This window comes from Kitasatospora sp. NPDC057518, assembly GCF_042802075.1.
In the GTDB taxonomy this organism is placed as follows: Bacteria; Actinomycetota; Actinomycetes; order Streptomycetales; family Streptomycetaceae; genus Kitasatospora.
The window spans coordinates 22,011-47,808 of sequence record NZ_JBHVEU010000012.1 but is presented as its reverse complement, the minus strand read 5'-3'; the positions used below and the strand labels follow the sequence as shown (position 1 = coordinate 47,808).

The 25,798-nt window shown below is 74.5% G+C and carries 22 protein-coding genes; 14 read left to right on the top strand and 8 right to left on the bottom strand.

Going from position 1 to position 25,798, the window contains the following annotated elements:
• The 7 genes from ACFU7Z_RS02610 to ACFU7Z_RS02580 form a co-directional block, all read left to right on the top strand.
• A partial coding sequence (locus tag ACFU7Z_RS02610; RefSeq protein WP_380775493.1) for a hypothetical protein occupies positions 1-369 on the top strand: 369 nt, incomplete at its 5' end.
• Between the two features lie 314 nt (positions 370-683).
• Entirely contained in the window at positions 684-1,283 is a 600-nt protein-coding gene (locus tag ACFU7Z_RS02605) for a hypothetical protein (protein ID WP_380775491.1), read from the top strand.
• 208 nt (positions 1,284-1,491) lie between these two features.
• Positions 1,492-1,968 (top strand): hypothetical protein, encoded by a 477-nt coding sequence (locus ACFU7Z_RS02600; RefSeq protein ID WP_074005426.1) that lies wholly within the window; start codon positions 1,492-1,494, stop codon positions 1,966-1,968.
• Positions 1,968-4,127: a hypothetical protein gene (locus ACFU7Z_RS02595; RefSeq protein WP_380775489.1), complete on the top strand. Its 2,160-nt coding sequence runs from the start codon at positions 1,968-1,970 to the stop codon at positions 4,125-4,127. The genes ACFU7Z_RS02600 and ACFU7Z_RS02595 overlap by 1 nt, the downstream gene beginning before the upstream one ends.
• A complete protein-coding gene (locus ACFU7Z_RS02590; RefSeq protein WP_380775487.1) occupies positions 4,124-4,831 on the top strand; it encodes a helix-turn-helix domain containing protein in 708 nt (235 codons plus the stop codon). The genes ACFU7Z_RS02595 and ACFU7Z_RS02590 overlap by 4 nt, the downstream gene beginning before the upstream one ends.
• The gene (locus ACFU7Z_RS02585) at positions 4,828-5,124 is read left to right on the top strand and encodes a hypothetical protein (RefSeq protein ID WP_049649263.1); all 297 of its coding nucleotides are present in this window, start codon (positions 4,828-4,830) and stop codon (positions 5,122-5,124) included. Before ACFU7Z_RS02590 ends, ACFU7Z_RS02585 begins: the two co-directional genes overlap by 4 nt.
• Before the next feature lie 45 nt (positions 5,125-5,169).
• A complete protein-coding gene (locus ACFU7Z_RS02580) occupies positions 5,170-7,503 on the top strand; it encodes a Helicase associated domain protein (protein ID WP_380775485.1) in 2,334 nt (777 codons plus the stop codon).
• Positions 7,504-7,596: 93 nt separating this feature from the next.
• On the opposite strand, the gene ACFU7Z_RS02575 is transcribed toward ACFU7Z_RS02580, so the two are convergent.
• Genes ACFU7Z_RS02575 through ACFU7Z_RS02560 form a run of 4 tightly spaced genes read right to left on the bottom strand, consistent with a single transcriptional unit; the run spans position 7,597 to position 13,436 of the window.
• Positions 7,597-9,294 carry an ABC transporter family substrate-binding protein gene (locus tag ACFU7Z_RS02575; RefSeq protein ID WP_380775483.1) on the bottom strand — a complete coding sequence of 566 codons (1,698 nt, stop codon included), beginning with the start codon at positions 9,292-9,294 and terminating at the stop codon, positions 7,597-7,599.
• Positions 9,295-9,344: 50 nt separating this feature from the next.
• Positions 9,345-11,489 (bottom strand): dipeptide ABC transporter ATP-binding protein, encoded by a 2,145-nt coding sequence (locus ACFU7Z_RS02570; RefSeq protein ID WP_380775481.1) that lies wholly within the window; start codon positions 11,487-11,489, stop codon positions 9,345-9,347.
• Entirely contained in the window at positions 11,486-12,451 is a 966-nt protein-coding gene (locus tag ACFU7Z_RS02565; protein WP_380775479.1) for an ABC transporter permease, read from the bottom strand. Before ACFU7Z_RS02565 ends, ACFU7Z_RS02570 begins: the two co-directional genes overlap by 4 nt.
• Position 12,452: 1 nt before the next feature.
• The gene (locus ACFU7Z_RS02560) at positions 12,453-13,436 is read right to left on the bottom strand and encodes an ABC transporter permease (protein WP_049649271.1); all 984 of its coding nucleotides are present in this window, start codon (positions 13,434-13,436) and stop codon (positions 12,453-12,455) included.
• Between the two features lie 330 nt (positions 13,437-13,766).
• Between ACFU7Z_RS02560 and ACFU7Z_RS02555 the strand changes: the two genes are divergently transcribed.
• The 3 genes from ACFU7Z_RS02555 (at position 13,767) to ACFU7Z_RS02545 (ending at position 15,897) form a co-directional block, all read left to right on the top strand.
• On the top strand, positions 13,767-14,921 hold the full coding sequence (locus ACFU7Z_RS02555; protein WP_380775477.1) for a DUF6183 family protein: 1,155 nt from the start codon (positions 13,767-13,769) through the stop codon (positions 14,919-14,921).
• A gap of 206 nt (positions 14,922-15,127) precedes the next feature.
• The gene (locus ACFU7Z_RS02550; RefSeq protein ID WP_380775475.1) at positions 15,128-15,412 is read left to right on the top strand and encodes a hypothetical protein; all 285 of its coding nucleotides are present in this window, start codon (positions 15,128-15,130) and stop codon (positions 15,410-15,412) included.
• Positions 15,409-15,897: a protease inhibitor I42 family protein gene (locus ACFU7Z_RS02545; RefSeq protein ID WP_380775473.1), complete on the top strand. Its 489-nt coding sequence runs from the start codon at positions 15,409-15,411 to the stop codon at positions 15,895-15,897. Before ACFU7Z_RS02550 ends, ACFU7Z_RS02545 begins: the two co-directional genes overlap by 4 nt.
• A gap of 224 nt (positions 15,898-16,121) precedes the next feature.
• Here ACFU7Z_RS02545 and ACFU7Z_RS02540 read toward each other — a convergent pair whose 3' ends face one another.
• The 3 genes from ACFU7Z_RS02540 to bla all read right to left on the bottom strand — a co-directional run bounded on the left by ACFU7Z_RS02540 (position 16,122) and on the right by bla (position 18,914).
• Complete coding sequence (locus ACFU7Z_RS02540) at positions 16,122-16,616, bottom strand: HAD domain-containing protein (RefSeq protein ID WP_380775471.1); 495 nt, start codon at positions 16,614-16,616, stop codon at positions 16,122-16,124.
• 182 nt (positions 16,617-16,798) lie between these two features.
• Positions 16,799-17,866 carry an MBL fold metallo-hydrolase gene (locus ACFU7Z_RS02535; RefSeq protein WP_380775469.1) on the bottom strand — a complete coding sequence of 356 codons (1,068 nt, stop codon included), beginning with the start codon at positions 17,864-17,866 and terminating at the stop codon, positions 16,799-16,801.
• Between the two features lie 82 nt (positions 17,867-17,948).
• A complete protein-coding gene (gene bla, locus ACFU7Z_RS02530; protein WP_380775467.1) occupies positions 17,949-18,914 on the bottom strand; it encodes a class A beta-lactamase in 966 nt (321 codons plus the stop codon).
• Positions 18,915-19,079: 165 nt separating this feature from the next.
• Here bla and ACFU7Z_RS02525 point away from each other — a divergent pair, with 165 nt between their 5' ends.
• From ACFU7Z_RS02525 to ACFU7Z_RS02510, 4 genes are all read left to right on the top strand, one after another.
• On the top strand, positions 19,080-20,030 hold the full coding sequence (locus ACFU7Z_RS02525; protein ID WP_380775465.1) for a LysR family transcriptional regulator: 951 nt from the start codon (positions 19,080-19,082) through the stop codon (positions 20,028-20,030).
• Between the two features lie 134 nt (positions 20,031-20,164).
• Positions 20,165-21,028, top strand: coding sequence for a serine hydrolase (locus ACFU7Z_RS02520; RefSeq protein WP_380775497.1), 864 nt, complete (start codon positions 20,165-20,167; stop codon positions 21,026-21,028).
• Between the two features lie 394 nt (positions 21,029-21,422).
• A complete protein-coding gene (locus tag ACFU7Z_RS02515; RefSeq protein WP_049649255.1) occupies positions 21,423-21,932 on the top strand; it encodes a hypothetical protein in 510 nt (169 codons plus the stop codon).
• Between the two features lie 230 nt (positions 21,933-22,162).
• Complete coding sequence (locus ACFU7Z_RS02510; protein WP_380775463.1) at positions 22,163-22,612, top strand: hypothetical protein; 450 nt, start codon at positions 22,163-22,165, stop codon at positions 22,610-22,612.
• A gap of 73 nt (positions 22,613-22,685) precedes the next feature.
• Here the strand turns inward: ACFU7Z_RS02510 and ACFU7Z_RS02505 are convergent, their stop codons facing one another.
• A complete protein-coding gene (locus ACFU7Z_RS02505) occupies positions 22,686-25,637 on the bottom strand; it encodes a BTAD domain-containing putative transcriptional regulator (protein WP_380775461.1) in 2,952 nt (983 codons plus the stop codon).
• Positions 25,638-25,798 lie beyond the last annotated feature (161 nt).

Here is a 25,798-nt window from a genome sequence, read left to right as displayed (position 1 = left end):
GACGAGGCCCGCCGGTCGTCGCCCGCCGCCGCGCCTCCTGCCGCCTTCCCGACCACCGACTTCGACATCATCTACGGAAACACCTCCACGAAGGGCACCCTGACCTGGTACAACCGCTCGGTCGGCCTGAGCGGGCAAGGCAAGTCCGAGGACTCGGCCGACTGCCGGGACACCACGGCGACGAGCTACTCCGCCTCCGGCGGCGAACTGGGCAGCATTCACACCGGCGTCGTCTGCGGCGCAAGCGAGAACTACAACGCCGCAATCCCCGCGGATGTTGCCGGCGGTGCCTCCACCGTCAGGATCTGCCTCGACGACGGCGCCACCCCGCCCGCCGTGCTCAAGTGCCAGGATTCCAGGCGCCCCTGAGAACCGGCAGTGGACGCCGGGTGCGCCGCCAGGTGGCTCGCAAGGACGTGAGCGCTCCGGTCCGCATGACGGCCCGCCCCCCTTGTTGAGGTGCGGGCCATCAGTCCTCGAACACCACGCACAGGAACACCATGGACCATCCGGCTGGGAAACGATCTACGACGGAGCGGGAACCAGGCTGTAACCGGAACGGACAATCCACTGGTCGGCGCATCGTGTCGGTTGGCCACGAAGCCGGCCGCCCCAGGAATCGCCTGGGCGACCGGTCCGTGCCGTGAAAGGATGCCGGTTCAGGACAGGGGAGACGGGGCGTCATGGGGCTGGACTACAGCTACGAGATCTTCACGCCCCCTCGGAACGTCGCAAGGGCACTGAACCGGCTGGCCGAGCTCGCACCCCAAGGCCGCGACACACCACCGCTTCCGGTGACCCTGCCGGGCGGCGAGCAGCTGACCGTGCCGTTCACCTCGAAGTTCAGGAGCGAACCCGTCGACTGCTCGGCAGGCGGCACGCTCGAACTGGACACCTCGATCGCCATCGGTGTCGACGACGCGGTGCGCGAGTTCTTCCTCGACGATTTCGACCGGGTCGACGAGCGGGGACGGGTGTCGGTCGGGTACGTCTACCTGTCCGTCAGGTTCTCGCCCGCGTGGCACCCGGACTTCGCGTCGCTGCAGTTCACCGCGGCCACCTCCGGCATGAGCCGGATGTTCGCGCGGTCCGCGAGCGTCAGGAAGGTGTTCACCGACCTCACCGCCGCCACCGGTGGTGTGTGCTGCCTGCTCGACACCGAGACCGACGTCTTCGACATCTGCTGGCTCAACGGCGGGACGGTCAGCGGCGAGACCGTCCCGGGCCCCCGCTTCCCGCGCTTCCACGATCTCGTCGCCGCCTGGCGCGAGCCGGCGGAGTAGCACGGCAACCACGCCCGCAGGGGATGCGCAGCAGCCGAGTCGGCCGCTGCGCCGCTGCGCCGCTGCGCCGCTGCGCCGCTCGCCCCTGCCCTCGCCGGGCCGGCCCGGCTCGCCGGCGGCCACCTGCCCGGTCGCCCGCTGCCGGGAAGCGCCCCAGCGCTACCCTATGTGGAGTTAGCCGACACCATGGGACTATGAGGGGGTTCACATGAGACTCGTCCTGGAGGACGTGTCCGAGGACCTGGCGCGTGAGCTCTTCGCGCTGCTGGGCAGGCACGGGGCGGCGCCGGTGCTCCAGGACGCGCAGTGGACCGTCACCAGGGCCGCGCAACTCCTGCGGGACCTGCCGGCCACCGCCGTGCAGATCATCCGCCTCGCCGCCGAGGGCGAGGGCTGGGTCGCCTCCGGCCACCTGCGCGGCCCCGACGGGTCGGAGTCCCTGCGCGGTCGGTCCGGTGCGATCACCAAGGCCGTCAACCGGGGTGCCGCCAAGAAGCGTTGGCCCGTCGGGATGCCGCAGCCCGTCGAGGCCCAGTACGACCCCGAGAACCCCTCCTACCAGCGTACGACGGGCTACGTCATGAACGAGGACCTGGTCCCCGTCTTCAAGGCCGCCCTGGCCCGCATCGACCGGGAGACGGCGGAGCTCGCCACCGCGACCGTCACCGCGGAAGGCGGTGCCTGATGGACCGCAAGACGTACACCGCCGAGCTCGCCGGTCTGCGCGAGCTGCGCGCCGGGATCACGGCCGCCGAGAAGCAGGTCGCGGCCGCGCGGAAGGAGTTGGACAGGCTCGCCGCCCAGCGTTCGCGACGGGTGGCCGGGCTGGCGGGGTACGAGGGCGCGAAGGCCGACGCCATTGCGAAGGCGGCGGGCCTGTCGGTCGGCGACGTCGTGCGGATCGCCCCGCTGCTGGACCCGACCCCGGCCGCCGTCCGCGCCGCCGCGCCCGCCCCGGTGCCCGTCGCGGAAGTGGCGGAAGCGGAGGAAGCGGCAGATCCGGCGCCGGTTGCCGAGCCACCCGCCGCTGTCGCCCCGGCGCTGACCCGCCCCGCCGCCGTGGTCGAACAGTCGGCCCCCTCGCCCGTCGCCACCCCGACCGTTCCGGCGGCCTCGGTCGCTGCCCCGGTGTATCCGGCGGTCGAGGCCGGCCCGCGCGAGCTGCCCACCCTCCCCGAAGGCCCGGCAGGCGCCCGGTTCGAGGCCGTGACGACCGGCCTGCTCTCCAAGCGCCCGAACTTCACGCAGCAGGCCCGCTCCACGGTGTTCCTGGACGCGGCCGCCGGGATGCTCGCGGTCCGCGACCAGGTCGTCCGGGTCGACCTCGGTGCCCGCACCCCCGGGGAGATCCTGGACGCCGTCCTGGCGACCGCGCCCGGCACCGAGCGCGTCTACATCACCGCCGGCGCCCCCTGGCACGACGGCGCCGAGCGCTACTCCACCCTCAAGGACGCCGTCGCCGCCTGGCTGAACACCCCGTCCGAGCGGTGGACCACCGCCGTCGGCTCCGGCCGCGACAAGCTCGCCGGCCACTTCGTCCACCAGCGCCAGCCCGTCGGCCGCTACGCCCCCACCGCGGCCCCGGACAGCGGCACCACCGAGATCCGCTCCATGGGGGAGTGGTTCGACCCGGACGGCGCCGACGTCGTCACCTGCCGTCAGGCGTTCACCCTGCTGTGGCAGGCGCTGCGCCGCCACTGGGACGACGCGGTCCTCATGGGCTCCCCGTCGCAGACCGGCCGGGACCTGTGGTCGCGCACCGTCCCGAGCACCGGCAAGTGGGCCGGCGGCTACCCGGTCCTGTCCGAGGAGCTGCGCGGCCTGCTGCACGCGACCGGCGGGCAGGGCCGCACCGAGCTGGTCCTGCCCCCGCGCGTCCCGCAGCAGCTGCCCGCCCTGGTGGAGTACGACCGCACCTTCGCCTACGCCAAGCACCTGTGGAAGTCCCCGGTCGGCACCCCGCGCCGCATCACCGCCGCCGCGTTCGCCGCGATGACGGAGGCCGAGCAGACCAAGGCCCTGATGTCCTGCTCGCACTGGAACGTCAAGGTGACCGTCCCGCAGGGCTGGAACCACGTCGGCCTGCTGCCCGCCCCGGTCACCGGCGACCGCGCCTGGACCTACCCCTCGGCGCCCGGCGAGACCTTCACCACCTGGGCGGGCGGCGCCGAGGTCCACCTCGCCCTGGCCAACCACCTCGCACCGTGGCGGATCGAGGTCCTCGGCGGCCTGCTCTGGGAGGACGGCAAGCCGCTCGACGAGTGGGGCAAGCGACTCAAGTCGGCGTGGGCGGACCTGACCAACCTCTCCCGCATGCACGGCGACGACCGCCAGCGCACCGCCGCCTACCTCGCCTCCCGCGCCGTCCGCGCGGTGCTGCTGTTCGGCCTCGGCGGCTTCGCCCAGCGCCCGCGCCTGGTCTCCGGCACCACCCCCATCGGCGAGACCCTGCCCGCCGGGGTCGAGATCCTCGGCCGGGACGACCAGGTGGTGACCTGGCAGCGGCAGGCCGGCTTCTCCCGCGACCCGTACGCCCACCCCGAGTGGGCCGCCTACGTGTGGTCGGGGGCCCGGGCGGCGCTGCTGGACATGAGGTACCGCCAGGGCAAGGAGGTCATCGGCCACGCCGGCGCCCTGCACGCGAAGCCCGGCACCGTCGTCTACTTCGGCACCGACGGCATCGCCCTGACCGAGCGCCAGCCCTGGCCCTACCGCGGCGAGCCCGGCGACTACCTCCTCAAGGGCCACCTCACCGGCCCCGTCGAGCACCCCACCAGCCAGGAGCAGTACCTGAAGCTGCGCGGCCTGGGCCGCGCCGAACTCGCCGCGGAGGAGACCCGGTGAGCCCGGCCGACCCGAACCAGCCCAACGAGGCCGCGCGGCTGACCCAGCAGCTCATCGACCACGGCTACACCAAGCGCCAGGTCGCCGGGATGCTCGGCCGCGACGCCTCGCTCGTCTCCCAGTTCTTCACCAAGGGCAAGGGCGCGAGCATGGTGGGAGCGCTGCGCCAGCTGGTCCGGGCGGTCCGCGGCGGCGAGCGCGACGAGGAGACGCTGTCCGGGATCGCGGAGGCGAACACCAGCCGCCGCCGCACCAGGACCGGGCAGAAGGCCCGGGTCCGGGGCAAGGACACGGTCGGCGAGGCCGGCGGGTCGATGGCCGGCCGGGCCGGGAGACAGGCCATCAGGTCCGGCGCCGGCCACCTCGCGCCCGTGGTGCACGAGACCGGCCGGGCCGGCGGCCGTCTCGCCTTCACCGTCCGGATGAAGGCCGACCAGTACGTCTACAGCGCGGGCTCGGAGCAGGACTCCGGCGGCATCCGGCGCGGGTTCGTCCCCCGCGCGGACGGCACCGAGGAGCGCACCTACGGCTCCGCCGGCACCGGGGGCTTCGACGCCGCCGAGTGGTCCCGGCGCGTCGCCGACCACCACGGCGACGTCACCGAGGCCATGAAGACGTGGCTGGTGGAGACCGGCCGCGCCATCGCCGACGCCGACATCCAGTACCTCGAAGTCCGCGGCTGGATCCCCGGGGAGAACCGGTGAGCGCAGGACATCCGGACCGGCACACCGCACCGGACCCCGACCGCCCCGCATGGTTCGCCGGCTCCGACGAGAAGCTCACCGTGCTGCGCCGCGCCGCCGAGGCCCGCGGCGTGGCCCTCGACCCGGCCACCCCGCCGAGCGAGGAGGACGCCCAGGAGCTGACCGACCGACTCGCCGACATCCTCCTGGCCGAGGGCGGCTTCGACGGCGACTGGCGGACCACGCCGTTCGGCGACCTGGTCGAAGGCCTGATCGACGCCCTCCACCGCTACGCCTACCCCGACGAGCACTGACCCCCCAGCACCCGGCACCCAGTATGCGAAGGAGACACCCGCGTCGTGGAGAGCACCACCGCCACCGCCGAGCAGGACGCGCCGACCGGGCCGCCGCTCCCGGCGCGGCCGCTCGGTATCGCCGTGGCGAACCCGCTGCCGCTGCACGGGTTCCAGAAGGACGCGGTGGCCGCAGCGGTGCGCGAGGTGAGGGACGGCGGCCGCGCGACGGTCGTCGCGGCGACCGGCTCCGGGAAGACGCTGATCGCCGCCGGCTGCGCCCGGCGCCTGGCGGCGAGGGGCCGGGTCCTGGTGCTGGTGCCGACGATCGAGCTGCTGGAGCAGACCGCCGAGGCCTGGTCCCTGCGAGGCGGACGCCGCGGCCTGGCGGTGGCGGCCTGTTCACGGGAGGAGGCGCTGGAGAGCGCGGAGGCCGGCGGCCGCGTCCACGCCCGGGTGACCACCCAGGCCCCGCGGATCGCCGACCTAGTCGACGGCGCCCCCGACGACCAGCCGGTCACCGTGTACGCGACCTACGCCTCGCTGGAGCGGATCGTCCAGGCCCACCGCGAGTTCGGCCTGCCCGCCTGGGACCTGGTCGTCATCGACGAGGCGCACCGGACCGCCGGCGCCGAGAGCAAGGCGTGGGCGGCCGTCCACGACGACGCCCAGGTCCCCGCCGCCCGGCGGCTCTACTTCACCGCGACCCCGCGCATCGCCGACGACCGGCGCGCGAAGGACGGCCTGGCCGACCTCGCCGACGCCGACAACGAGGGCGCGGAGAAACTGCCCGCGCTCTGCTCCATGGACGACGAGAGCATCTACGGCACAACCGTCTTCACCTGGACCCTCGGCCAGGGCATCGAGCACGGCTACCTCGCCGACTACCGCGTCCTGGTCCCCGTCGTCACCGACGAGGACCTGCGCGAACTGCTCCGCCTCCCCGCCGTCGCCGACCTGCGCACCCAGCGCTCCAACGAGGAACTGCTGCGCCTGGCCCTGCAGATCGCCGTGCTGCGCGCCGTCGCCGACCTGGACCTGCGCCGCGTCATCACCTTCCATTCCCGGGTCAGCGCGGCGCGGGAGTTCGCGGACACCCTGCCGGACGCCTCCCGGCTGCTGGAGGACGCGGAGCGCCCGGAGCGGATCTGGGCGAAGGCGGTGGCCGGCACGGACCGCCTCCGCGACCGCCGGGCCGCGTTCGCCGACTTCAAGGCCCACACCGGCGAGGACGGCGAGGAGTGCGGCATCCTCTGCAACAGTCGGCTGCTGACCGAGGGCATCGACGTCGCCGCGGTGGACGCCGTCTGCTTCGCCGACCCCAAGAGCTCGGTCATCGACATCGTCCAGGCCGTGGGCCGCGCCCTGCGCCAGTCCTACCGGCAGGGCAAGGTCTCGTGGATCGTCATCCCGGTCTACCTGCCGACGCCTCAGGTCGGCGACGACACCGCCACCGCGCACCCGTCCGAGGTCCACGACGCCGACGAGGCCGTGAAGGCGGAGGCCGACACCGAGATCGAGGCCTCCAGCTTCCGTACGATCTGGCGGGTCCTGCGCGCTCTCGCGGCGCACGACGCCCGGGTGGTCGGCCGGATCACCGAGCTGCGCGCCCACCGCTCGCAGGGCACCGCGCACACCACCGCGGCCAAGACCCCAGAGGGCGGGCACGGCGATCAGCAGCCGGTGGCGCCGGTCGAGTGGCTGAAGGTCGACGCCCGCCGGCACGCCGCGCGCATCCTCCAGACCGTCAAGCTGCGCGCGTTCAACCCGCGCGCGGCCGAGTGGCAGCGGATGCACGCCGTCGCCGCCGGGTTCCACATCGAGCACGGTCACCTCGACCCCGTCGACAAGGCGAAGCACGCCGAGCTGGTCTCCTGGCTCGCCCGCCAGCGCCACCTCCACGGTCAGGGCCTGCTCGATGCCGCCCGGGTCAGTGAGCTGGACGCGCTCGGCATGATCTGGTCGAAGAACGCCAACGCCTGGGAACGCGGCGCCGCGTACGCCGCCGCGTTCCACCGCCGGCACGGCCACCTCGCCATCCCCGCCACCGCGAAGCTGGACGACTACGCGGTGGGCGCGTGGATGCGCCGCCAGCGCAAGGCCGACAACCTCACCGGCGACCAGGCGGCGAAGCTGGACGCGCTGGACGAGCTGTGGCGCCTGGAGCCGGACTGGAACCGCTCCTACCGCCGCCTGCTCGCCTACCTCGCCGCCGGCGGAGCCCTCGCCGGCCCGGTGAACCGCACCGGCGGCGAGGCCGACCCGGCCTTCCGCCCCGGCACCTGGCTGCGCAAACAGGACAAGGCCCGCACCGACGGCAAACTGACGAATCGTCAGATCACGCTCCTGGAGGCCCTCCACCGGCACACCGGGACCGCCACCGGCGGCCGGGCCGGGTGATGCTCCGCCGAAGGGCGGCCCGCGGAGCCGCCCTTCGGCGAGCGCACGTCCGACGGTCCGGGGAGTCGACAGCCCCGGGCGCCGGCGGTGCTGCTACTTCTGCCAGCCGACGGTCTCGGGCAGCGGGCTGTAGAAGATGGCGGCACCGACGTTGGCGAGGCCCTTGCGGATGCCGTAGGTGGAGGGGCCGCTGTAGAGCGGCAGCAGGGAGTACTGCTGGAGGGCCTTCTGCTCGACCTCGTTGACGGCCGCGATCTGCTGGCCGAGGTCGGCGATCTCTCCGGTGGCGCGGATCTCCTTGTCCAGTTCGGGGGTGCCGGCTCCGGTGATGTTGGAGTCGCGGTCGGAGCAGTAGAAGTCGCACAGGTACCGGGCGCCGAAGGGGTCCGTCGAGCGGTTGCCGGAGATGAACAGGTCGAAGCGGCGGTCGCTGAGGACCTTGGAGAAGTCGTTCTCGGAGACCTTGTTGACGTCCACCTTCACGCCGACGGCCTTGAGCATCGCGGTGAACGCACTGGCGGTGGCCTTCTCGATGGGGCCGTCGCCGAGCAGGGTGTAGCCGATCGCGAGCTGCTTGCCGTCCTTGGCGCGGATGCCGTCGGCCCCGGGCAGCCAGCCGGCCGCGTCCAGGGTCCTGCGCGCCTGCTCCGGGTCGTACTTCAGCACGGAGGAGACGTTGTCGCGGTAGCCCTGCTGGAAGCTGTAGAGCACCGACGAACCGGGCAGCGGCTCGGTGTAGTCGAGGCCCTGGAACCGGATCTTCGCTATCTGGGCGCGGTCGATGCTCTCCTGCACGGCCTTGCGGACCTGGACGTCGCCGAGCAGCGGGGACTTGGTGTTGAGGTACAGCGAGTACTCGAAGGGGCTGCCGCCGCTGCGGATCTCGGCGTCCTTGACCGTCTTCACCTGCTTGAGGTTCTCCGCCGTCCCGACGGGGGCGTAGTCGAGTTCGCCGTTCTTGAAGGCGTTGATCGAGGCGGCGCTCTCCAGGTTGACGTAGACGCGCTTGTCGAGCTTGCCCGGCCGGCCCCACCAGGTGGGGTTGCGCACGAAGGTGATGTTGCCGGAGTGGTCGTCCCAGGTGCCCACGGTGTACGGCCCGGTGCCCCACTCGGGGTGGGCGGTCTTGACGTACGCCTTGTTGAAGTTGTCGACGGTGGCGGCCTGGGGGTGCAGGAAGGTGGTGAACAGCGCGGACCAGGAGGCGTTGACGCCCTTGAAGGCGATGACCGCCTGCTTGTCGTCCGCGCCCCGGGTGACGGAGGTGATGCGGTCGTAGCCGTCGGTGGAGGAGGCCGCGTACTCCTTGTCGGAGCCGTTGTTGGCCTTCCAGGTGGCCTCGATGGCCCGCCAGTCGATCGGGGTGCCGTCGTTGAACACGGCCTTGGGGTTGAGGGTGATGACGACCTTCTGGTCGCCGCCCTCGACGGAGACCTTCACGTCGCTGTAGTAGTCCGGGTTGTACTGGACCTCGCCGGTGGGCGAGTAGGTGATGGCGTCGGCGTTGTACCAGGACCAGACCCGCAGCGCGTTCAGGGTGCCGTTGACGTTGAACGGGTTGCCCTGCTCGTCGAAGGTCCCCGCGGAGGTGTAGGTGCCGCCGTCCTTGATGTTCTCGTACGGCTGGGGGTTGTAGTCGGTGACGGAGGACGCGACCTTGGCGGCGTTCTTGGCGTCCTGCCCGGGGGAGGCGCCGGTGGAGCCGCCGGAGGGGGACGAGGAGGAGCAGGCGGTGGCGGCGACCGAGACGGCCGCGGCGAGCGCGAGGGGCAGGGCGAGCTTCCGACGCATGGGGTGTCCTTGGTGGGATTCGGTGAGACGGGGAAGAGCGGGGGGCGGTGTCAGACCGCGTGGCAGGCGTACCGGTGGTCGGAGCCGTCCGGGGCGGCGACGGTCGCCGGCCGCTCGGTGCGGCAGCGCGTGCGTACGGCCTCGTCGGCCTCCCGGTGGAGCGGGCAGCGGTCGACGAACACGCAGCCCTGCGGCAGCCGGGCGGCGCTGGGCTGCTCGCCCGCGAGGACGATGCGCTCGCGGTGGCGCTCGCGCTCCGGGTCGGGGACCGGGACGGCCGACAGCAGGGCCCGGGTGTACGGGTGCCGGGGCCGGGCGAAGATCTCCTCGGTGGCGCCGGACTCGACGACGTGTCCGAGGTACATCACCGCGACGCGGTCGGAGAAGTAGCGCACCACGGCCAGGTCGTGCGCCACCACGAGGTAGGCCAGGCCCAGTTCGCGCTTCAGCCGGGCGAGCAGGTTGATGATCTCGGCCTGCACGGAGACGTCCAGGGCGGACAGCGGCTCGTCCAGGACCAGCAGCCTCGGCTCGCGGGCCAGGGCGCGGGCGATGCCGACGCGCTGGCGCTGGCCGCCGGACAGGGCGGCGGGGAAGCGGTCGCCCATGGCGCGGTCCAGGCCCACCAGGTCCAGGAGTTCGGTGACCCGGGAGCGGACGGCGGTGCGGTCGGCGCCGGCGGCCTGGAGCGGTTCGGCCAGCAGGTCGAAGACGGTCAGCCGGGGGTCCAGGGCGTCCGTCGGGTCCTGGAGGACGATCTGCACGTGGCGCCGCAGCTCGCGCACCTCGGCGGCCGAGCGCAGCGTGGCGACGTCGGTGCCGGCCACCTCGATGCGGCCGCCCTCGGGGGCGCGCAGCCGCAGCACCTCGCGCAGCGTGGTGGTCTTGCCGCTGCCGGACTCCCCGACCAGGGCCAGGGTTTCGCCCGCGCGCAGTTCGAAGCCGACGCGGCTGACCGCGTGCAGGGTGCCCACCCGGCGCTTGAGCAGGGCGCCCTTGGTGACGGGGAACGTCTTGACCAGGTCCTCGACGCGCAGGACCACCTCGCCGGCGGTCCGCTCGGCGGGGCCGGCCGTCGGCACGGGCGGGGCCGCCCCGACCGGGTCGAGGCTGCCGTCGGCGATCTCCCGGGCGCGGTGGCAGGCGGCGCGGCCGGGCCGCCCGGCCGGCGCCGGTGCGTTCAGGTCCGCTGAGGTCAAGTCCGTTGCGGCCAGGCCTGGTTCGGTGGTCCGGCACACGTCCACGGCCACCGCGCAGCGGGGCGCGAAGGGGCAGCCGCCGGGCAGGGCGACCAGGGACGGCGGCTCCCCGCCGACCGGGACCAGGGGCCGCGGGACGCCGCTGTCCACGGTCGGGACGCTGGCCAGCAGGCGGGCGGTGTAGGGCATCGTGGGACGGCGGAAGAGCTCGTCGACGCCCGCGTGCTCGACGATCCGCCCGGCGTACATGACGGCGACGTCGTCGGCGTGGCCGGCCACCACGCCCAGGTCGTGGGTGATCAGGACGAGGCCGGCGCCGGTCTCGCGCTGGGCCAGGCGCAGCACGTCGAGGATCTGCGCCTGGACGGTGACGTCCAGCGCCGTGGTGGGCTCGTCGGCGACGAGCACCGAGGGCTTGTTGGCGATGGCCAGGGCGATGACGACGCGTTGGCGCATGCCGCCGGAGAACTCGTGCGGGAAGGACTTGGCGCGTTCGCGCGGGTCGGGGATGCCGACCAGGTCGAGCAGTTCCACCGCCTGTTCCCAGGCGTCCTTCCGGGACAGCTCCCGGTGCACGCGCAGGGCCTCGGAGAGCAGCCGGCCGACGGTGAAGATGGGTGTGAGCGCGGACATCGGGTCCTGGAAGACCATGCCGATGTCCTTGCCGCGGACCCGGGAGAGCTCCTTGTCGTCCATCGCCGCCAGGTCGCGGCCGCCCAGCAGGATCCGGCCGCCGATCCGCGCGGTGGGCGGCAGCAGGCCCATGACGGCGAGGGCGGTGGCGGACTTGCCGGAGCCGGACTCGCCGACGATGCCCAGGGTGCGCCCGGGCAGCAGGTCGAAGTCGACGCCGCGCACGGCCTCCACCGGCCCGGCCTCGGAGGGGAAGGAGACGCTCAGGCCGCGTACGGACAGGACGGGTGCGGGCCCGGCGGGGTCGGTGGACCCGGTGGGAGCGGTCGCGGGCCCGGTGCGGGGGGCGGGTGCGAGGGTCATCGTCGGGCTCCTGCCGCGCCGGTGGTGGACGTGGGGTCGAGGGCGTCGCGCAGGCCGTCGCCGACGAAGGTCATCGAGACGGTGAGCAGGACGGTCAGCCCGGCGGGGAAGGCGAAGAGCCAGGGGGCGCTGGTGATGGTGCCCGCGCCGTCGGCGAGCATCGTGCCCAGCGACACGTCGGGGGTCTGGACGCCGAAGCCGAGGAAGGACAGGGCGGTCTCGCTGAGCACGGTGGAGACCACGCCCAGGGTGAGGTTGACGATGAGCAGGGAGCCCAGGTTGGGGATGATGTGGCGCAGCACGATGCGCAGGGGGCGCACGCCCATGTACTCCGCGGCGCGCACGTAGTCGCGCTCGCGCAGGGACGTCGACACCGACCAGACCACGCGGGCGGTGGACATCCAGCCGAACACCGTCAGGACGAGGATGAGGACCCGCCAGTCGCCCGCCAGCCGGTGCGAGACCAGGGCGAGGACGAGGAAGGACGGCACGACCAGCAGGAAGTGGATGAGGGCGAGGGTCGCCTTCTCCACCCGGCCCCCGACGTAGGCGGCGCCCGCGCCCACGACCGCGGCGAGGGCGACGGTCAGCAGGGAGACGGTCACCGCGATCACCAGCGAGCGCTGGAGGCCGTGCACGGCGGCGGCGTAGACGTCGTTGCCGCCCTGGTTGGTGCCGAACCAGTGCTCGGCGCTCGGGGCCTGGGTGAGGGCGGAGAAGTCGGTGTCCGCGTAGCCGTACGGGGTGAACAGGCCGCCGAGCGCGCTGAACAGCACGAGCAGCAGGAAGATCACCACGCCGGCGACGGCGGTCCGGTTGCGCAGGAAGCGGCGCAGGTAGAGGCGGCGCCGGCCCAGGTAGCGGCCGTCGTGCTTGTCGTGCCCGTCGTGCTTGTCATGCTCGGCGGCCAGGACACCTTCGGCGGCCGCGTCGGGACCCACAGGGGTCACAGGAGTGCTCATCTCAGCTCACCCGCACCCTCGGGTCGAGGAGGACGGTGGCGATGTCCGCGAGGATCGCGCCGACCGCCGTCAGGGCGGCGGCGAACGCGGCGGTCGCCACGGTGCCGTGCACGTCGTTCTTGCTGATGGTCTGGATGAAGTACTGGCCCATGCCGTTCCAACCGAAGATCGTCTCCGTGAGCACCGCACCGGTGAACACCGCCGGGATGCCGAAGGCCACGGACTGGGCGGTGGGGATCAGCGCGGTGCGCAGGGCGTGCCGGCGGATCGCCTGGGCGCGGGTCAGCCCGGTGGCCCGGGCGGTGCGCACGAAATCGGAGCCGATGACGTCCAGCAGCAGCGAGCGCTGGGTGAGGTGGTAGCCCACGTACCCCGTCAGGGTCAGGGTGAGCGTCGGCAGCACCAGGTGCAGCAGCCGGTCGCCGACCGTCGCCCAGAACCCCTCCACGCCGGGCGAGTTCTCGCCCGCGACGTACAGGAAGTGCCAACCCGCCTGCTCGTTCAGCCGGATGGCCAGCAGCACCAGCGCGAGGGCGGCGATCGACACCGGGACGTTGAACAGCGCCATGGACAGGGCCTGGGCGGCCCGGTCCCGCCAGCCGTACTGGCGCGAGGCGGTGTGCACCGCGAGCGCGACACCGACGACGACGGACAGGACCGTCGCACCGGTCACCAGCTCGGCGCTGACCAGGGAGCGGTAGCCGATCTCCCCGTTCACCCGCACCCCGACCGGGGAACGGCCCCAGTCGAAGCGCAGGACCACCCCGGTCAGCCAGTCCCACCAGCGGTGCAGCAGCGGCTCGTGCGGGTCCAGGTTGTAGGGGGCCAGGGCCCGGGAGATCTGCTCCTCGGTGCGGACCGGGCGCAGCTCCTTGAAGTTCGAACGCGGATCGAGGAACCAACTGGCCAGGAAGTAGGTGGCGTTGGTGGCCACGGCGATCACCAGGAACCAGCCCGCCGCCCTGCGGGTCACGTACCGGAGCACGGACGCCACCTCCCCACCGGATGCGACGGGTACGGCCGGGGAGCGCCGGGTCTGGGGGAGTTGGGCATGCGGGTGGAACTTCCTCGATCCAAGGGGTGGTTGCACGACCGTGCAGAGGCCAGTCTGTGTGCGAGCGACACCCGGCACCAGGGACCAGGGCAAGTGGACACGAACACGAAACGCGCCCGCAGCACATGGACGCGTTCGCGTCACAATTCGCCGAATCCGCAGGTCGCAGGGGCCGCGGCGGCCACCGGTCCGCGCCGTCGCCGAGCGTCGGCGGGCGCGCCGCCGGCGGCGGACCACCCGCCGCCGGGAAACAATCACGCCATGGACAAGGACATCACCCGCACGGTGGACGCCCTGTGCGAGGCCGACGACGCGGACGTCTCCGTGCTGCGCGCCGAGGTCGAATCGCGGGTCGCCACCGGCGAGTTCGACTGGGCCGGCGGCCTCGCGGCGGAACTCGCCGCCCGCACCGCCGCCGGCCGGGACCGCCAGGGGCACTGCGCCGCGGCCCTGTACTGGACACTGAACGCCCTGGCCGCCCGCCCGGGGCCGCAGAGCCTGCGCGCCCTGGTGCGCGTGCTGGACTCGCCGCACCCCGGCGTCTCCCCGCGCTACCTGGCCGCGGTCGTCGCCCACGGGCACCGCATCGAGGACATCGCCGACGAGGTCTTCGACCGGGCGCCCGAGACCGCGGACGCGCGCGAGTTCGCGGCCTGCCTGCTCCACGAGACGGTGCTCGTCTCGGACGCGGTCAACGGCTACCCCGCGCTGCGCGCCTTCGCCGACACCCTCCTGGCCGAGGGCCACCCGCTCGCCGTACTGCCGCTGGCCCTGCTGCCCGAGGAGCACGGGCTGCGGCGCCCCGCGGGGGCCGCCGACGACTGGACCTGGACGGTCCCGGCCGTGTGGCCGGAGCCGGGCGACGCGCTGGAGACCACGCCGGCGACGCGGCAGCGGGCGGCCGCGGCCGAACCGACCGAGACCAGCCTGCCCGCCACGACGGAGGCCATGGGCGCGGCCGTCGCCCACTGGCTCGCCCAGTCCAACGGCAAGCTCGCCGCCCAGGAGTTCTGGCTACCCGACCCGGTCGCCCCCGAAGACCTCCCGGCACTCCTCGCGCTCCTGCCGCTCACCCCCTGGCCGCCCGGCCAGACCCCGGCCCGGCTCCACCCCTCCGACCCCGACCTCGCCCTACGGACCCTGCTCACCGCCGCCCTGCGCGCACCGGCCTACGGCCACGGCAACTACGGCGCCTACGGCAGACTCGCCGCCTGGCGCTCCCTGGCCGCCCTGACCGGCACCCCCGCCGACGCGCCGATCACCCGGACCGCCGACCGCGTGCGGCAGACGACCTGGCTCCGCCTCGGCACCGCGTCCGCCCCCTGGTTCCACAACGTCGCCTGGGACCTCGCCCTCGCCGCCCTGCACCCCGACGGCCGACACCTCGCAGTCCTGGCCGCCACCGACACCGACTGACCACGCACCACCCCGGCCGCCAGCCCCGCGACCGCAACCCGTCCTCCCCCTGGCCGAGTTCGGGAATTCACCGGACGAACGTCGGCGCCGGCAGCGGCGGCACCGCCCTCGATCAGGCCCTGCGACCCGACGTCCACCGGCGTGCCGCCGGCTGACGTTATGCTGTTCGACGCTCTGCGGAGCGTGTCGAACAACATGGGGGGAATATGGGCAGCGACGGTGCGGTGGCCGCCGCGATCACCGTCGACCGGCTCGGCACGCTGCCACGGGCCCTGACCTTCCTCGGCGAGACCGTCCGCGCCGGCGGCACCCGCTTCGCGGCCGCCCTGCCCGAACCGCTGCCCGGACCGGCCGCCGCCGCGGCCCGCGGCTGGCTGGAAGCAGCCGCCATGGTCGTACAGGACCCGGCGGGGGACCAACTGGTTGCCCGCCGGCTCGACGCCGCCGCCGTCCTGGCGTTGCGCGTCACCCACCGGGAAGCGACCCCGTGAAGCGCAGGTGGCGCCTCGTCCTGCTGATGGTCGTCGTGGCGCTGGCTGTCCCGGCCACCATGCGCGCGGTGACCGTCCACCGGAAGACCACCGGCAGACTCGATCACGGCACGGTGTTCACCCAGACCTCGGGACAGATCACCGTCAAGCCCGGCGAGTTGTTCTCCGTGGAGGTGCCCGCCTACCGGTTGGCAGGCGACGTCTGGAGCATGGCCGCTCCAGCCCCCGACCCGGCCGTCGCGAAGGCCGCCGGTGACGAGTACGTCCACAACTTCGACGTCAGGGACCTGTTCGACTTCGGCGAAATCGGAAACACCGGCTCGGGCGGCCGCTACTACTTCACCTTCCGCGCCCAGAACCCCGGCCGTACCACCATGACCGTGCACATCGCCTACCGCGACGAGCTCGGTGGGGACTGGCCCGGAGGGCCGGACCAGATCAAGCGCCAGTTCACCGTCGATGTCAGCTCCGACGCCCCCCGCTGAACCCCCGTTCCGAGGAGGCCGGTGGCCCGGGCCTCGGCCTGGTCGGCGGCGGTGGGGTTGACCAGCAGGTAGCCGGTGACGCGCTGGTCCGGCAGGCCCTCGATGCCGGTCGGTGTACTGCCGTAGGGCCTCGGAGGTGGCCGGGGCGGTGGCCCGCTTGATCAGGGTGACGTCCCGGTCGGCGGAGCGGCATCGGAGCGCCTCGCGGTCTCGGGCACCGACGGTCACTCAGCCTTCGGCCGCCTCAGGTCCATCGACCACCGCGACAACTGCTCGACCGCACTCCAGGTCAGGCCCACGCACGGATCGGTGTCGACCAGCAAGGTCGCGGCCGCGCGGCCGTCGGCCCAGGCCCGGGCCTGCGGTGTCAGCGCATCGTCCACCCAGGCCGCTGCCCGTTCTCCGACGAAGGCCGCCACCGCCGGCACCTTCTCACACGGTTCGAACGGCTTGGGTGGGAAGAAGACGACCGGCAACCGTTCCAGCCCCAGGAACGGCGCGAGGATCTCGTTCGCTTCCTCTTCCCAACCCGTCGCCCAGACGATCTCGAAGTGCTCGGCAAGTCCGTTCAGCCACCGCCCGTGGACCCGGTTCAGACGCACCGGCTCCTCATCGGGGAAGAACCCGTACTCCTGGTAATCCGCCGGGCACACCGCCGCGGCGAACGGGTTCAGCACCCCGTCGACGTCCAGAAGCAACAACGGCAGGTCGGCAGTCACGACGACTCATCCTGCCGCCGTAGGACCCCCGCCACAACGGGAAGCGACCGCCGCGAACGCGGGAAACGATCCACCTGTACATGTGCGGGGTGGTGCGGCCTTGTCCACCTGACCTGGAGGAGCGGCGCCTGCCTCGGACACCACGCAGACGACAAGCTCCGGCTTCATGCCCGAATCCCGCGTCAGGCGTGCGGCGCCGCCACGGTCCGGGCTCCACGCGCCCCGGTTCCCGCCTCCGCCCCCGCCTCCTCCGCGGCCTCCGCGTCGGCGATGCGGCCGCGCACCATCGCGTCCATGACCGCCATGTACCGCTGCGTGCGGGGGCCGCCGAGGAGGAAGGGGTTCGCGGCGCCGGGCGGTTGGCGCCGCAGCTGTTCGGCTCGTTCGAGGCCGTGGTCGTTCGGGTGGTTGGAGAGCTCGACCTCCACGTTCGTCCGGCGCATGACGGCCCGGAAGGAGTGGACGGAGGCGAGGAGGGTGCGCAGTTCCGCCACCGTCGAGGGCGGGTTGAGGCCGCCCCACAGCATCGCGCTGTGGTACCGGCCGCCCGCCCGGACCGGGATGACCGGGGACACGGTGCCGGGGGTGTGGCCCGGGGTGTGGTGCAGCTCGATCGTCGTGCCGCCCAGGGTGAGCTGTGCGCCGTCCGCGATGTCGAGGTCGCGGACGGGGGCGTCGGCGGGGCGGGTGCGGGCGAGGAGGTCCCAGTCGGCCGGGGACATGTGCACGCGGGCGCCGTAGCGGTCGGCGAGGGTCTGGGCGCCGCCGAAGTGGTCCGGGTGGCCGTGGGTCACGACGATGTGCCGGATCGCCGCCGGGTCGGCGCCGACCGCCCGCAGCCCGGGGACGACGACGCCCTCGGCATCGGCGGGTGAGGTGAGCGCGTCGATCAGCACGATGCCGTCGTCCGTCAGCACCGCCATCGCCGAGACCCAGCCCGCGCTCAGCAGCACCAGGTTGTCGAACAGCTTGACGGGCGCGGGCGCGGGCAGCGGGGGAAGGACGGAGCCGGGCGTCAGCGCCGTCACCAGGGCCCGCAGCACGGGGTCGTCGATGGCGAGGCGGCGGGCGCGGTCGTAGTGCGCGCGACCGGCGGGCGGTGCCGTCGCCGAGGAGGGGACGGCGGCCGAGGCCGTGCCCGGAAGGGCGGCCGGCGCGGCCCCGGCGGCGAGGCCGAGGACGGCGAGCTGGGCGAGACGGCGCCGGGTGAAGTCGGCGTCCGTGGCGGCCCGGCGGGTGGGTCGGATCATCGCGGTCGGGGCTCCTGGTCGGTCGGGAAGGGGCGATCCTTCGGGAGGGGATGCTCCTTCGGGACGGATGCGGATACGGACGTCAGCCGAGGGCGCTGACGACCGTCTTCGTCGCCTGGGCGATCAGGGCGTCGTCGGAGGTGGCGTCCGCCTTGCCGCGGTCGGTCAGGACGACGATCACGATCGGGGCGCGCCCGCCCGACGGCCACGCCACGGCGACGTCGTTGCGGGTGCCGTAGCCCGCGTTGCCGGTCTTGTCGCCGATCCGCCAGTCGGCGGGCACCCCCGCGCGGATGTACGGGCCGCCGGTCGTGTTGCCGACCAGCCAGTCCGTCAGCAGCCCGCGCCGGCCTTCCGGGAGGACGTCGCCGAGCACGTAGCGGCGCAGGTCGGCGGCGAGGACGCGCGGCGTGCTGGTGTCGCGGGTGTCGCCCGGGGTCGCCTCGTTGAGGGTGGGTTCGGTGCGGTCGACGCTGGTGGTCGAGTCGCCGAGGTCGCGCAGGGACTGCTGGACGGCCGCCGGGCCGCCGAGTTCGGCGAAGACGAGGTTGGCCGCGGTGTTGTCGCTGTACTGGATGGAGGCGGCGGCCAGGTCGCGCAGCTTCATGCCGGTCGCCACGTGCTGCGAGGTGATCGGTGCCCACGCCAGCACGTCCTCCTGGCGGTAGGGGACGACCTTGTCCAGGTCCGCGTCGGAGGCCTTGCGCAGCAGGGCCCCGGCGGCGAGCGACTTGATCGTGGACGCGAACGCGAACCGCTCGTCGGTCCGGTGGACGACCTCCCGGCCGCTGCCGGTGTCCACCGCGTACACGCCGAGCCGGGCGCCGAACCGCTGCTCGAGTTCCGCGAAGGCCGCGTCCGCCGCGGCGGCGGAGGCCGCCCCCGCGCCCGCCGTCGCCGCAGTCGCAGTCGCGCCGGAGGCCTCCGCCGTCGAGGTGCTACCCGACGGGCCGCACCCGCCGACCAGCGCGGCCACGAGCAGGGCCACCGCGGGCAGCGCGATGCGGGTACGGGTGCGGGTGCCGGTACGGCGGAGGTCGGGCGTCATCAGTGGTCTCCCCAGGTGGTTCGTGTCATCACGGTCGCGCCCCGCGGTGGTGGTCCACACCGCCGCGATCCGCGCGATCACGCTCAGCTAAACAGGCCGCGGACCTCCCAGTCCAAGACCGCAATCGTGAAGTGAGCGATAAGAAAACGCCTATGATTGCTGGCCATGGACCTGCTGGGGCACCTCCGCCACTTCCGCGCCGTCGCCGAGGAACGGCACTTCGGCCGCGCCGCCGAGCGCCTGCGGATCGCCCAGCCCTCGCTCTCCCAGCGGATCCAGCGCCTCGAACGCGAACTCGGCGTGACCCTGTTCGACCGCGGCCCGCGCGGCGTCGACCTCACCCCGGCGGGCCGGCTGCTGCTCGCCGAGGCCGAGGAGACCCTGGACAGCGCCGCCCGCCTCCTCGCCACCGCCGCCGACCTGCGCAGCGGACGGGCCGGCACCCTGCGCGCGGCCGTCCCGCCCGAACTCGGGCCGGCCACCCTCGCCGCGCTGCTCACCGGCTTCGAGACCGCCTCCCCGGGCACCCGGCTCGAACTGCGGGAACTGCCCGTCGCGGCCGTGGTGCGCGAACTCGCCCAGCACACCGTCGACGTCGCCGTCGTCCGCCACCCCTGCCCGGCCGACGGACTGGCCTTCGGCCCCGTCCTGCACCAGCCGCTCGGCGCCCTGCTCGCCGCCGGCGGCCCGCACGCCGACCGCCCCGAGCTCGCGGTGGCCGACCTGACCGGCCTGCGCCTGGTCCTCTTCCCGCGCGCCACCGCCCCGGCCCTGTACGACGAGGTCCTCACCACGCTGACCAGGCACGGCTGCACCCCTGAAGCCGTCGTCGACCCGCCGGGACCGGACGTCGCGGGCGCGCTCGTGCTCACCGGCAGCGCCATCGCCCTGGTGCCGCGCACCACACCCCCACCGGGTACAGTCTGGCGTCCGCTCACCGGCACCCCGCTGGCCTGGCGGACCTCCACGGCCTGGCCGACCGGGCGGGGCGGGCCCGCCGTCCGGCTGTTCGCCCAGGCCGCCCACGAGGCGCTGACCGGACCCGGCGGCCTGCTGCCCCAGTCGCCCCACCGCCCCCCGCTCTACCCCCGGCCCGCAATGGAGTTCCCGCTGTGACCAGCGACCGCACCACAGCCGACCGCCCGGCTCCTGACCGCCCGGCCGCCGACCGCACCAAGGCCGACCACCCGACAGCCGACCGCACCACGGCCGCCGACCGGACCCCGCACGGCCGCGCCGCACGCACCCGCATCGCCGCGGCCTTCGCCGACGCCGGCGTCACCGGCCGACTCCACGCACGCGACCTCGACACCGGCGCCGAGATCGGCCTCGGCGCCGACACCGCCGTCTCCACCGCCAGCGTCCACAAGCTCTGCCTGCTCGTGACGCTCTACCGCGAGGCCGCCGCCGGACGCGTCGACCTCACCCGGCAGGTCGACGTCCCCGCCGCCGGCCGCACCCCCGGGTCCACCGGCCTCGGCGCCATGCTCGACGACGCCCGCCTCTCCCTGCGCGACCTCGCCTACCTCACCGCCGCCGTCAGCGACAACACCGCCGCCGACACCCTGTGGGACCGGATCGGCCTCGACACCGTCAACCGCACCATGGCCGACCTCGGCCTCACCCGCACCGTCGCCGTCCACAAGCTCCGCGACCTCATCGCCGCCCTCGCCGAGGACACCGGCCCCGACTCCCCGGTCGACCCCGCCGTCGTCGCCCGCCTCAGAGTCCTCGACCCCGCCTTCACCAACCACAGCACCCCCCGCGACATGACCACCCTGCTCGCCGCCCTCTGGCACGGCGACGCCTGCCCCGGCGACCACGGCACCGCCCTGCGACGCCTCCTCGGCCTCCAGGTCTGGCCCCACCGCCTGGCCTCCGGCTTCCCCTACGACGACGTCCGCGTCCACGGCAAGACCGGCACCCTCCCCACGCTGCGCCACGAGGTCGGCGTCGTCGAATACCCCGACGGCGGCCGCTACGCCCTCGCCGTCTTCACCCGCGCCGCCGCCGCCACCATCACCCTGCCCGCCGCCGACGCCGCCATCGGCACCGCCGCCCGCCTCGCCGTCGACGCCCTCCGGGCCCAGGCGGCAGCCGGCCGGGCGCGCTGACCGGCGCCCACCGCGTCCCGGCCTCCGCCATCGCGCACCCGTCGGCGGTCGCCTGACGGCCCGTACGCCGAAGGGCGTCCCGACCCGGGCCCGAGGGCCGCGCCGCCAACGGCACGACGGGCAGGACGAAGGCGGCCCACAGCCACGGGTGCCGCCACCGCGTGCGCCTGGCGCCGGTCACCGTCCCCCGGGGGACTCGTGACCACCAGGGTCGGGAACCACGCCGCCACAAAACCGCGGCCCACGGGGAATCGCGTGACCGCCGGCAGCCGACAGCCGTCAATCCGGTCGACCCCCTCCTCACGCGTACCGGGGAAAATCCGCCCCTTCACCGGCCACGCACCGCGCCGGAGCGCTACGTTGACGGCCGCCGACCATGGGGAGAACCGCTGACATGACCATCGACAGGGCCGCCCTCGACAGCGCGATGAAGGCGGTCGTCGCCGCCGCGCACGCCGACGACCCGGCCGCGCTGTACCAGGCCGTGATGCCGCCGGCGGGCACGGACACGCCCCCGGCCGAGGTCACCGCCTGGTTCGGGACGCTCCTCATCCACCTGGCGCTCTCCGCCGCGACCACCTCGAAGCTGGAGCGCGGCTGCCCCCGGGAGGCCGTCTCGGGGTGGATCGGGGAGACGCTGGGCCCGCCGCCCACCCCGGCGCTGCTGCGCGCCGCGGATCCCGGCCGCATCGACCACGCCGAAGCGGTGAGCGCCGCCGCGGACTACTCCCGGTGCCACGAGTACACCGTCGACCTGATCCGGCTGGGCCTGGCCGAGCCGAACGAGGCACCGGACGAGCGGGGCGTCGACGCCCACTGCGCGGCGACGAACGACAGCAGGACGCGGATCACCGTGATCGCGATGCTCGGCCGCCTCGCCCCCGTCCCCGGCGGGCGGGCCTGACGCCGCCGCTCCGGCAGCGCCGGGCCGCCGGGCCGGTCGAGTCCGCCGCGCCCGGGCGCCCGCCGGTGCCGGGGGAGGGCCGGAGCAGGACGACGAGGGGTCAGGAAGCGCGCTGATGCCCTGCCCCCGGCGGCGCGGCCACACGTTCGTATGCTTGCGTACGGGCGGTGGCGGCACCCCCGAACCCCGGACGGCGCCGCGCGCCGCGGACAGCGGAAAGGGGCGCGGGCATGCGGAAGCGGACGAGGCGTACGGCCTGGTCGCTCACCTACTTCCTGCTGGGCGGGGCGTGCCTGCTGATCGCCGTGGTGATGGCGACGGGCCTGGTGACGACGGGGGCCGCGCGCGGGCTGGGACCCCTGGTCCCGGTCCTGATCCTCGGCATCCCGGGTGCGGTGCTGACGTTCCGCGCGCCGGTGTTCGGCGTCTCCTACGGGCCGGCCGGGGTGAAGTACTCCGGGCTGCTCGGAGCGCGCTCCTACGCGTGGGCGGACATCCGGGAGGTACGGGTGGCCGTCCTGGAGGGCAGGGTCTACACGTCCGACGTCCCGGAGCTGGTGCTGGCCTCCGGCGGGACGGACCCGCTGTACATGCTGGCGGGCCACAGCTCGGGCCGGACCAACAAGCGGGTCAAACGGCTGGTGGCCGAACTCGAGGCGGCGCGCGCGGCCGCGTCCTGACGCCGGTCGCTTCCACCGGCGGCACGCGGCACCGACATCTCCCGGCAAGGCCTCCCGACAGTCCCGACGCCGGTCACGGCCGCGCGGGGTCGGTGGTGCCGTCGCCGTTCGCGCCGCCCGGGCCGGCTGCCGAGTCCGGGGCCGGGCGGCGAGCGGCGTGCTCGTGCCCCGGGGACGGCGGTGTCGGCGGGGTGAAGCCGAGGGAGGTCAGCAGGCCGACCGCCGCGTCGCGGTAGTGGGCGGGCAGTTCGCGGTAGATGGCGAGGGCCTCCTCCCAGGAGCGCAGGGCGTCGGCGCCGCGGCCGAGCGCCTGCTGGGCGGCGGCCAGGGCGGTCAGGGAGTTGGCGCGCTGGTCGACGTACCCGGTGATGGTCCGGCCGACGGCCAGCGAGCGCTCCAGGTGGACCAGCGCCTCCTCGGGGCGGCCGGCGGCATAGCGGGCCATGCCGACGACGTTCAGGAGGCTGCACTCCGGGACGCCGCCGAGCCGGCGGATCTCCGGTGCGAGCAGCCGCTCGGCCAGGGCCTGCGCCTCCTCGGACCGGCCGAGCATCAGGAGGCTGCTGGCGAGGTTGGTCTCGCACAGCAGGACCGTCCACCGGGCGGCGCCCGGACCGTCCGCGGCCAGCAGGCGCAGGGCGCGTTCGAAGTGGTCGGCCGCCCCGGCGTAGTCCGCGCAGTTGAAGTGCGAGACCCCCAGGCTGGCCAGCACCAGTGCCTCGACGGCCCGGTCGCCGGCCGCGCGGACGAGTTCCAGGGCCTGCTCGTAGTGCCGGCGGGCCTGCGGCAGGTCGCCCGCGGAGCCCCAGGCGTGCCCCTGGTCGTTCAGGCTGAGGCCCAGGGCGAGCGGGTCGTCGAGCCGGCGGGCGGCGGCCACCGCGGTCCGGCTCACGGCCAGTCGTTCCGCGTGCGGCCCGGTCCGGTGCAGGTAGGGCCACAGCAGCGAGGGGAGCTTCCAGGCGACGTCGTCGTCCCCGTGCTCGAAGGCGTGGGCGGCGGTGGCCAGGAGGTTGGCCCGCTGCTCGTCGCACCACCGCAGCGCCTGGGCGGGGTCGGCGAAGGTGACGGTGCCCAGGCCCCGGGGCGGCGGTGGCAGCGCCACGTGGGGCCGCCCCGGCACCAGCGTCCGGGTGGCGGCACAGGCGTGGTGGAGGCACCACGCGTACCAGCGCTCCAGGCAGAGGCGGCGGGAGCGTCGGCTCTCCTGCCGCGTGCCCTGCTCGGCGGCGAACAGGCGCAGCAGGTCGTGGAAGCGGTAGGTGTCGGCGGAGTGCTCGGTGAGGAGGTGGACGTCGGCCAGCCGGCGCAGGATCCGCGCGCCGCTCCCGCGCTCCAGGCCGCCGAGCACCTCGGCGACCGGCGCCGACAGGTCGACGGCGGGGCTCGCCGCGAGCAGCCCCAGCAGGCGCCGGGCGGGCCCGTCGAGCGCGCGGTAGGAGAAGGAGAAGGCCGTGCGCAGGCAGGCGGACCGGTCGTCGCCGTCCGCGCTGAGGACGTCGAGCCGGTTGCCGGCGAGTTCGGCGGCGAAGTCCGTGAGGTCGTGGTGCGGGCGGTCGCGCAGCCGGGCGGCGGCGAGCGCGACGGCCAGCGGGAGGTGGCCGCAGGCGTCGAGCAGCCGGGCGACGGCCTGCTCCCGGGCCTCGACGCGTTCGGCCCCGAGCACCCGGCGCACCAGGGCGCGGCCCTCGTCCGGGCTGAACTCCGCCAGCTCGATCCGCTGGGCGCCCTCCCGTACGACGAGGCCGGTGAGCCGCTCACGGCTGGTCACGAGGACCGCGCAGCCCCCGGCGCCGGGCAGCAGCGGACGGACCTGCGCGGCGTCCAGGGCGTTGTCCAGGACGATCAGGACCCGCCGGCCAGCCAGCGTGGACCGGTAGAGCGCCGCCGTCTCGTCGAGCCGGGCGGGGACGTCCTCGGCCGGCACGCCCAGGGCGCGCAGGAAGGAGCCCAGGACGGCGTGGGGGTGCTGCGGGCCGGTGGACGACCAGCCGTGCAGGTCGGTGAAGAGCTGGCCGTCGGGGAAGCGGTCCCGGGTCCGGTGGGCCCAGCGCAGTGCCAGGGCCGACTTGCCGGCCCCGGGGGCACCGGTGACGAGCGCGATGGCCCCGGGGGCCGGGGCCCGGCCGCCCGGCCCCCCGGGGCCGACCAGGTGGCGTCCGAGGGCGCGAAGCTGCGCCTCGCGGCCGACGAAGGCGGGTGACTCCCAGGGGAGTTGGGCGGGACGCGGCAGGGTCCGCTGCACCGCGGCGGCCGGCCGCCTCGATGCGGCGGGCTCGCGGGGCGGGGCCGGGTTCGGCGCGCCGGAGCCCAGCAACTCCTGCTGGAGGCAGCGGAGTTCGGGCGAAGGGTCGAGGCCCAGCTCCCGCGCGAGGTCGGCCGCGTACCGCCGGTACGCGGCCAGGCCCTCCGCCCGGCGCCCGCTGCGGAGCAGGGCCGTCAGCAGGTGCCGCACCAGGCCGTCGCGCAGGGGAGTGGCCCCGACCAGGCCGATGAGCTCAGGGACGATCCGCTCGTGCCGGCCGGCCGCCAGTTCCAGCTCGAAGAGCCGCTCCAGGGCGGCCATCCGCTGCTCCTCCAGGCCCGCGGCGATGGTGGCGAGGGCGCGGCCCGGCAGGCCGTCCAGGGCGGGGCCGCGCCACAGGTCCAGGGCCTCGCGCAGCAGGGGCGCGCCGTCGGCGCCCGCACGGGCGGCGGCGTCGACCCGGGCGGTGAACTCCCGCGCGTCGACGCGGACCCCGTCCGCGGCGAGGAGGTAGCCCGGCCCGTCGGTGCGGATCGGTGAGGGCCGCCGCGGGCCGGGCGAGAGCGCGCGGCGCAGCAGCCCGACCATGTTCCGGACCTGGCGGTCGGCGGTGGCGGGCGGGCACTCGTCCCACACCGCGTCGACGATCCGGGGCACGGACACCGTCCGGCCGACGTGGGCCACCAGCACGGCCAGGAGCGCCTGTTGGAGCCGGCCGCCGACGGCGAGCGGGCCGCAGTCCCGGGCCCGCACCTCCAGTGCTCCCAGGATCCTGAACTCCACCCCATGGCCTCCGGCGATCGAACGGTGCCGTGCGTCGTCCTGCGCCCCGAGCCCCCGTGACGGGTGCGGCAGGGCCATCCTCGCCCGGGCGCGGCGGCGTGTCCATGGCGCCCTGGACGCGGCGCCGCGCTCCGGGGCGCCCTCCCGCGGCGTGATGGGGT

Coding starts and splice junctions, on each gene's coding strand:
- ACFU7Z_RS02605 (WP_380775491.1), top strand. CDS start 684: ATGGGGCTGGACTACAGCTACGAGATCTTCACGCCCCCTCGGAACGTC.
- ACFU7Z_RS02600 (WP_074005426.1), top strand. CDS start 1,492: ATGAGACTCGTCCTGGAGGACGTGTCCGAGGACCTGGCGCGTGAGCTC.
- ACFU7Z_RS02595 (WP_380775489.1), top strand. CDS start 1,968: ATGGACCGCAAGACGTACACCGCCGAGCTCGCCGGTCTGCGCGAGCTG.
- ACFU7Z_RS02575 (WP_380775483.1), bottom strand. CDS start 9,294: ATGCGTCGGAAGCTCGCCCTGCCCCTCGCGCTCGCCGCGGCCGTCTCG.
- ACFU7Z_RS02570 (WP_380775481.1), bottom strand. CDS start 11,489: ATGACCCTCGCACCCGCCCCCCGCACCGGGCCCGCGACCGCTCCCACC.
- ACFU7Z_RS02565 (WP_380775479.1), bottom strand. CDS start 12,451: ATGAGCACTCCTGTGACCCCTGTGGGTCCCGACGCGGCCGCCGAAGGT.
- ACFU7Z_RS02555 (WP_380775477.1), top strand. CDS start 13,767: ATGGACAAGGACATCACCCGCACGGTGGACGCCCTGTGCGAGGCCGAC.
- ACFU7Z_RS02550 (WP_380775475.1), top strand. CDS start 15,128: ATGGGCAGCGACGGTGCGGTGGCCGCCGCGATCACCGTCGACCGGCTC.
- ACFU7Z_RS02535 (WP_380775469.1), bottom strand. CDS start 17,866: ATGATCCGACCCACCCGCCGGGCCGCCACGGACGCCGACTTCACCCGG.
- bla (WP_380775467.1), bottom strand. CDS start 18,914: ATGACGCCCGACCTCCGCCGTACCGGCACCCGCACCCGTACCCGCATC.
- ACFU7Z_RS02525 (WP_380775465.1), top strand. CDS start 19,080: ATGGACCTGCTGGGGCACCTCCGCCACTTCCGCGCCGTCGCCGAGGAA.
- ACFU7Z_RS02515 (WP_049649255.1), top strand. CDS start 21,423: ATGACCATCGACAGGGCCGCCCTCGACAGCGCGATGAAGGCGGTCGTC.
- ACFU7Z_RS02510 (WP_380775463.1), top strand. CDS start 22,163: ATGCGGAAGCGGACGAGGCGTACGGCCTGGTCGCTCACCTACTTCCTG.